Raw genomic sequence first — 6,468 nt, forward strand, 5'->3', positions numbered from 1 at the left:
TTGACCGTCATCTCTAGATGCCCTGGCGAAACTGCTGAGGCAGACAAACCGCATGGTCCCTCCGGCTTCTCGCTGCCTGACGCTCCCGGCCCTGAGCTGCCATTCGGGCTCGATCGAGAACGCTGCACCGCAGCCCACCGAACCCGACGTTCGGTGGTGACGTCCAGCATTTTCCAGCTACTTGATGTCGGCAGTGAGCAAAAAAGAAGACATCGAAAAAAAGGCAAATGAGATACGTGTTGCATAGTGAAGGCAGTATCTTGTTGTAGGAAAGGTGACCAGCTTTGAGGCGCCCTTGCAGAGCTTGGTGTTGAAAATCAAGGTATTCAATCCAACCCGATAGCTCACACGCTTGGTGCCGCCTTGTCTTCTTCGATCAGCTTGATGATCGAGTCCACGACCTCCTGAATGAAAGCAGTCTCATCAACGGAACTTTTGGGCCAGGTTTTGTAGAGAGTTTCGTTCAGAATGGGATACCTATCACCAATCTCAAAATCTTCCGACTTGATTGGCAGTATCCTACCTTTTCTTGAAATATTCATCGATATTGACGAGTTTAGCTCTTTGTTGGTCCAGCCCTTCTTTGAAAAGGTGGTCGTAAGAAAGGGGATGAAGAAACGCGACTTTAAGAGTCCGTGATTCACCTTTTCAACAATAGAGTCGCCCCACTTTATGGAGCTTTCGTCGAAAAATACTTTAACCCCTCCGGCAGTGAGAGCGTCGCTCAATTTTCGAACGCGATCCTTGTCCTCGCTGGCATGCGATAGAAAAACGTCAAAATCTTTGCTCATATCAGCTAACTCCTCTATCCACCCCACTTTAGTAAGCCCTGCACCGTGGGCCTGCAGGCATAATTTTGCTAAAACTGGGTCAGATGCTCCCCTGACCTGCCTGATGTGGGCTAGCCAACCCAAAATATGCTCACGCAAGTTGTTTTTACCATCTGGCAACCACACCTTTGAAGCTTCTTCGAAGCCAACCTTCTTTGCCGAATGTATGACCATTCTCAGGCGATTAATATCCGACCTTCTAACGTTAACCCTCTCATTTACAGTAAGCCCTGTTACCTCTTGTCGATTATTGGGCGTCATAAGTCTCGTCTTTTGGTCGTTTAGTGAGAACCCGGCTGCTCGAACCGCGTCCTGCAAGTCATTACCTAAAATTATCTCTCTGCCATCCTCGTGATCGTGGAAAGATTTAACTAGACACTTAGGTATCGACTTCTTGCTTGAGGAAAATGTGATGTCATCCGAGTATCGGCTGTACTTGATCTTCTCTGAGCGGGCGATTTCTAAGAACTTCCGATCTAAGCTGTTAGCTATAATGTTCGCGAGTACGGGCGAAGTGCTGGCGCCCTGCGGAAGGCTGCCTTGAAAGGTACAAATTCGTGCCAAGATTGTAGAAACGTTTGGATTAAATCCAAAAAGTTTTGAAAGAAATAGCCCCCGAATCCTCGGGAAAGTTATCGACGGGAAGAAGTCTGATAAATCGATATTTAGTATCCATCTCTGCCCCTTGTGATAGGAAGCGTTGGATACGAAAGACGAACCGGTGACAAACGCTTTTACGTGCGGCCCAGGATTATAAACATGGTGCAGTAGAGGGGCTAACCTGTCTTGTGCTAAAGCTAGGCCTCGAAGGGGCTTCGCAATTGCACGCTTTCCACCGTTCTTCTTCGGTATCTCAAATGTGTGATAATATCTTCCGTCATCGGTATGCTGAAGGACGTAGAAAAATTTCTCAGGATCTAATTTCAGCGCAAAAGAAACATCTTTAACGGAATGGGCGATCTTGAGTTGGAAGAGACATAGGTCCAGTTCGTTCATTCTTCACACGTTCTCATCAGCTCGACCCTCGCTCTTTACCTTGCATCGGGTATCACACATGTCGCACGGACCGCGCCGCGCGATTGTGTACTGACATTCTAATAAGCAGCCGTGGATTCAACAGCCCCAAGTAGAGGGTCGAGCTGCCGCAAATCTGTCATGTTTTCGAGCTGCCGTGAAGGCTTAATCTTGAGAAATATTGATTGAATCCTCTAGAGTTAACCGCCCTTCGTGTCTTCCAAGCGGATAGCGGCCCGGATTCCGCGCTGAATGTCGACTTCTTGTGGGGGGCGTGGTACTTTCTCGTCCGCAGCGAAGGTCCGCTCTCCACCTTGGGCTGCCGGCCGGGCCTCTCGCCTGAACCGTTAGCGCCGCGTCATCAAGTTGTCCCTCGAGACTGACCGCGGGCACCGTGGCGCCCGCCGCCCGGAGCCGCCGGTCAGGTGTGACGCCGGGCACCATGGCACCTGGCCCATAGATGTCACCCGCAGAGTGCTACAACGTCGCGGCGACGTCCCCAGCAACGGTCGCTCGATTGGTGCTGCGGATCGACGCGATCACGCAAGGAGCGCTGTGAGCTGATAATTAGCGTAGCGGAACCTGAAAACATCGCCTCCTTATTCGGTTGGCTTTCGCGACAATCTATCCGCGACGCCCTTGATGGCCGCGATGAATCCGGTTCCCTTGTACTCGAATTCATCACCGACGTAGTTCTTCATATGCTCGCGCAGAAGTTCCATCTTCAGTTGAGTTTCAGCTTCAAACACTTCCTGTTCGGTCATGTTTTCAACTCTAGCAGCAGCGGCAGCCGAAACATCTTTTGCAATGATGCTCAACTTGGCGAACTCTACACGCTGACGATTTATTCTGATCACTTCGAAAGCCAAGCGGCCGACGATATACCCGCTTGCTTCAATTAGGGCGATGGCGACCAGAACGAAAGGTATCCGAGTGAGAAAGACCGTCCAAATGTCGATACTGTCAACTTCTTTGTAGAGTTGAGTCAAGTTTACCGCATTGGCGAAGATCAGGGCTAGGATGCCAATCAAGACCGCCAGAAACGGAACGCCGATCCAAATATAGGTCGTAATACTCCTATTGCCTTCCTTGACGAAGCCAGCTATTTCGCTGGGGAACAGCCTGACTTCTCGAACCAGCTCATCTTTTCGTGCGGATTCTTTGGAAATATGTGCCATTAAGTTCCGAAGGCTTTCTTCGGCGCTTCTGTTTTTTTGACGCAAGTCCTTCTCTTGCGTCTGCAGTTTATCAATATCCTCTTTTGTCGAGTTGAGGAGCTTATTTAACTGATCCGACTCAGCCTTTGCTTTCCCAACGGCACTTTCTATCTCAACGCGCTCTGCCTTCAATGCGGATAGTTCAGTTTGCTGTGCCTCTAGCTTCTTTTCCCGTAGGTTCAAATCGGCAACGCTACGATGAAACTCCCGGATAGCCCACTCAAACTCGTGAAACTCAGCTTGTGTGTATCCAGTTGAGGCGACTTTAAGAATCTTCGGGTCGCAAAGCCATTTTTTGTCGGGACGAAATCGAAAGCCATTTGCGAGCTTGCCAAGGCTGAGCTTCACTGTGCCGGAGTTTACCGCAATGCGCTCTTCATGCTTTGTACCGTCTACGTGGTCAATCTCAACATCGAACTTGTCATCGGAAGCATACCCGTCGCAGGTCACTTCGATAGAGGTAAGATATACAGGACGCTGAAACGAATAGGAGAATCATCGCGACTTTGCGTCAAACGGATCCCCGCCACCGTTAATTAAACTCTCGTCCTTGTTTCCCCTCCGTGAGTAAAACTCAATTTCAATCAAATGTTCACTTGGGGCGTCTGCAATGCTTCGTTCAACTTCTGACATAATCACTCCCACTGCAGCCAGTCCCCGCACTCTAGTACATGCCATTTGCTGTGGGGAGGCAATCTTTTCTTGGTTTGCCATCTGGTCTGATCGCCTGCAGCGAGTTGAGATAGGCGGAATGGGTTTGTGGTGCTCGACTTCGCACCCTCCTCGTCAACGGCTGGCCGGAATCGCGGGATCAAGTGCGAACAGCGGCTAACGCGAGTTTCCACGTGAGCGATGCCGCGCCTTAACAGTCTGCTTCCGCCCAGGGCTGCCGGCTCGGCCACGCACCTCGACCGACCGCTTTCCGCCCATCCTGCCCACGGCAGACTCCGTGCCGGCGCTGGAAGGGTCGGCTGTAAAGGGTTGAAAGGGGCCGTCGGCCATTAACGTTTCGGCCCCTGCCGCGCCAGCGTGCGATAGACGGTTGGCCGCGAGACAGAGAAGAGCTCGGCCAAGTCCGATACCGAATACTTCCCAGTTGCGTGCATCCGTGTCAGCTCCGCCGCCTGCCGGTCGGAAAGCTTTGGTTTCTTGCCCCTCAGCTTCCCTTTGGCGCGGGCCACCGCCATGCCCTCGCGGGTGCGAAGCCGGATTAGGTCGGCTTCGAACTCAGCGAAGGTCGCCAGCACGTTGAAGAACATCCGTCCCATCGGATCGGCCGGGTCGTAGATCGTGCTTCCTAGCGCGAGGCGCACCCCGCGCTCAGCTAGCCCGTCGGCGATGTCGCGCGCGTCCGGCACTGAGCGGGCCAGCCGGTCAAGCTTGGGAACAACCAGCGTGTCGCCCGCGCGCACGGCAGCCAACGCCTGCGCTAGTCCAGGCCGGTCGCGGTTGCGCCCAGTGAATCCGTGGTCAGTGTAAATGCGATCAGAGGCAACGCCTAGAGATTCCAGCTCCGCACGCTGCGCGGCGAGATCCTGAGCGTCGGTAGAACAGCGGGCATAGCCGATGCGAAGGTCTGTCATAGGAGAAATGTAACGCAAGAGGTCCGCTCAGCGATAAACAAATCGTACCAATCTATTGAGACAATGTTTCTCCAGCAGCAGTGGAGGCCAGATGCGAGTTCAAAACCGTCCGTTGACCGATCCTCTTTCGGACAGCTTGAAGTGGTTAGTCGCGACTTATGCGCTCGGCTTCTCGAAGCCTGCCCTGTAACGCCAACAGTATGACTTCCTCGATGTCACGAACCCGCATTCCGTGATCGTACGCAAGCCGTTCCACCATGCTTGCGATTTCCGGGTTCTTCGGGCCGTACATCGGCCAATCGTGCAACTCATGCTGATCCGGATGTGTCGGCTTGACCATGCTGCCCTCGTTGATGGTAGGTCCCTTTGGTGGTTGGTATGAAGCGGTTACTTCCCCCACATTCCCTGCTTCCTCAGGATGTTCCGCGCTTTTTCCCATGAAATTCCTGCCGCTTGGGCACATCTGTTCGCGGATCGTGTCTTTAAATACGTCTCGATGATCAGCGCTTCATCGCACTGACGGTTGGCGTTTCGCGGTTGGACTTCGCGGCCCGTGCTCTTGATCCACCTCGAAATCGTATCGCAACCAGGACCATGCCGCTGACGCAGTTCACGAAGAGAGCTGCCCGCGTCCCACTGTTTCGCAATATCTTCTCGGATGTCGACCCCTGCGGTAGCCAAAGCTTTGACTGCCGCCCGACGATCTACTCTCAAAGCTTTCGCCACCCCGTCCAGTGACGGCATTTCTTCGTATATTCGTTTGATCTCAGACGGCTCCGGCAACCGAGGCTTATCCCTGATCCGCAGCAATTTGCGCAAAAAGGCCTGTCGCTTTGCCCCAACATCGCTGACATCTACCGACTGGGCTTGTGTACCCGCCACCTCTGACTGCGTAGCTTTGGGCCGCGCGGGCTTTCTGCGGGATATGTGCCGCCGAAGGCGCTGGCCTTCCAGTTCAGCAATGACGCTCTTGGCCGCCTCGAGTTGTTCCCGAGCCTCCCGAAGTCGTCGCTCTTCTTCATTTGGTTGCGTTGTCACTGGAGGCGCTCCTTCAGTGACAACCTTCGCGCGGGAACCCGGCAGTGCAAAGTCATCAGGTCAGAAGCTTGCCGGTATTCTCGGTTTGATCGGCAAAACAGCCCAACAAAATCTGAGGAAGTATTCCCGCAGCCGAAGAAAACTTGCGCACCGAATCAATCTCCGAATCACTGATGGTGTGGGTAAGAACGGAGTCTAAGGACTTGCATCAGGCCATGAAGGTAGATTTGCACAATCATGAGCAGCTGAAGTGCAGGCTTCGGCAAGCCGGGTCGAGCATGGCGGAAATTGCCCGCGCGCTCGGCATCAAGCAGAGCAGTGTCACGGTGGTCAGCCAAGGCTATCGCCGCTCGCACCGTGTGCAGTCCGCCATCGCAAATCAGCTTGGTACAACTCCTCAGGAGCTCTTTCCCGATCGGTACGCAGCAGAGGAGGATAGCGCGGCGAACACAACCTGACATCGGGAAATATAAAGACCCTCCTGCGCTAACAGGAAGGCCTTTTGAATAGGTGTCGTTTGTTGCCGACTCCTTATTCATCCCCCGAGTCTCAAGAAAAGTCAACCTGCCGGGGCGTCTCTCGGCAGGGCAGTCAAACTCAACTTAAACATAGGGGGATGTCGCCCCGCACCCGCTCCGATCCACCTAGGTCGGCGTCCAGGTGAGGTGCGCTCCAATCATCATGTACAATACCTTGTTCTACCGCGGGCCGGAGCCGAGCCACGCGACCCGAGTTCCTGCGCGCCGTTCAAAAGGGTGAGGTGGTCCCCATTTTCCGGACAGTTTT

Annotated in this window: 7 protein-coding genes; 2 read left to right on the top strand and 5 right to left on the bottom strand. The window is 53.5% G+C overall.

The features are described from left to right. Nucleotides 1-231, top strand: a 231-nt coding sequence (locus CG50_RS17365) for a hypothetical protein (RefSeq protein WP_211248643.1), incomplete at its 5' end; no start/stop codon positions are given. A 113-nt stretch (nucleotides 232-344) separates the two neighbouring features. On the opposite strand, the gene CG50_RS16725 is transcribed toward CG50_RS17365, so the two are convergent. The 5 genes from CG50_RS16725 to CG50_RS16965 all read right to left on the bottom strand — a co-directional run bounded on the left by CG50_RS16725 (nucleotide 345) and on the right by CG50_RS16965 (nucleotide 5,682). Beyond that, a complete protein-coding gene (locus CG50_RS16725; RefSeq protein ID WP_081880493.1) occupies nucleotides 345-1,826 on the bottom strand; it encodes a TIR domain-containing anti-phage reverse transcriptase in 1,482 nt (493 codons plus the stop codon). Nucleotides 1,827-2,443: 617 nt separating this feature from the next. Beyond that, the gene (locus CG50_RS15780) at nucleotides 2,444-3,511 is read right to left on the bottom strand and encodes a hypothetical protein (RefSeq protein ID WP_152559569.1); all 1,068 of its coding nucleotides are present in this window, start codon (nucleotides 3,509-3,511) and stop codon (nucleotides 2,444-2,446) included. Nucleotides 3,512-4,062: 551 nt separating this feature from the next. Next, nucleotides 4,063-4,662: a recombinase family protein gene (locus CG50_RS15785; RefSeq protein ID WP_245615763.1), complete on the bottom strand. Its 600-nt coding sequence runs from the start codon at nucleotides 4,660-4,662 to the stop codon at nucleotides 4,063-4,065. Between the two features lie 127 nt (nucleotides 4,663-4,789). Next, the gene (locus CG50_RS15790; protein ID WP_036640553.1) at nucleotides 4,790-4,984 is read right to left on the bottom strand and encodes a hypothetical protein; all 195 of its coding nucleotides are present in this window, start codon (nucleotides 4,982-4,984) and stop codon (nucleotides 4,790-4,792) included. 47 nt (nucleotides 4,985-5,031) lie between these two features. Beyond that, complete coding sequence (locus CG50_RS16965) at nucleotides 5,032-5,682, bottom strand: hypothetical protein (RefSeq protein ID WP_152559570.1); 651 nt, start codon at nucleotides 5,680-5,682, stop codon at nucleotides 5,032-5,034. A gap of 143 nt (nucleotides 5,683-5,825) precedes the next feature. Between CG50_RS16965 and CG50_RS15795 the strand changes: the two genes are divergently transcribed. Then, complete coding sequence (locus CG50_RS15795) at nucleotides 5,826-6,140, top strand: helix-turn-helix domain-containing protein (protein WP_245615764.1); 315 nt, start codon at nucleotides 5,826-5,828, stop codon at nucleotides 6,138-6,140. Nucleotides 6,141-6,468 lie beyond the last annotated feature (328 nt).

This window comes from Paenirhodobacter enshiensis, from assembly GCF_000740785.1.
In the GTDB taxonomy this organism is placed as follows: Bacteria; Pseudomonadota; Alphaproteobacteria; order Rhodobacterales; family Rhodobacteraceae; genus Rhodobacter; species Rhodobacter enshiensis.

Bases quoted from the DNA above. Each gene is read 5' to 3' on its own strand.
- CG50_RS16725 (WP_081880493.1), bottom strand. From the start codon at position 1,826: ATGAACGAACTGGACCTATGTCTCTTCCAACTCAAGATCGCCCATTCC.
- CG50_RS15790 (WP_036640553.1), bottom strand. From the start codon at position 4,984: ATGGTCAAGCCGACACATCCGGATCAGCATGAGTTGCACGATTGGCCG.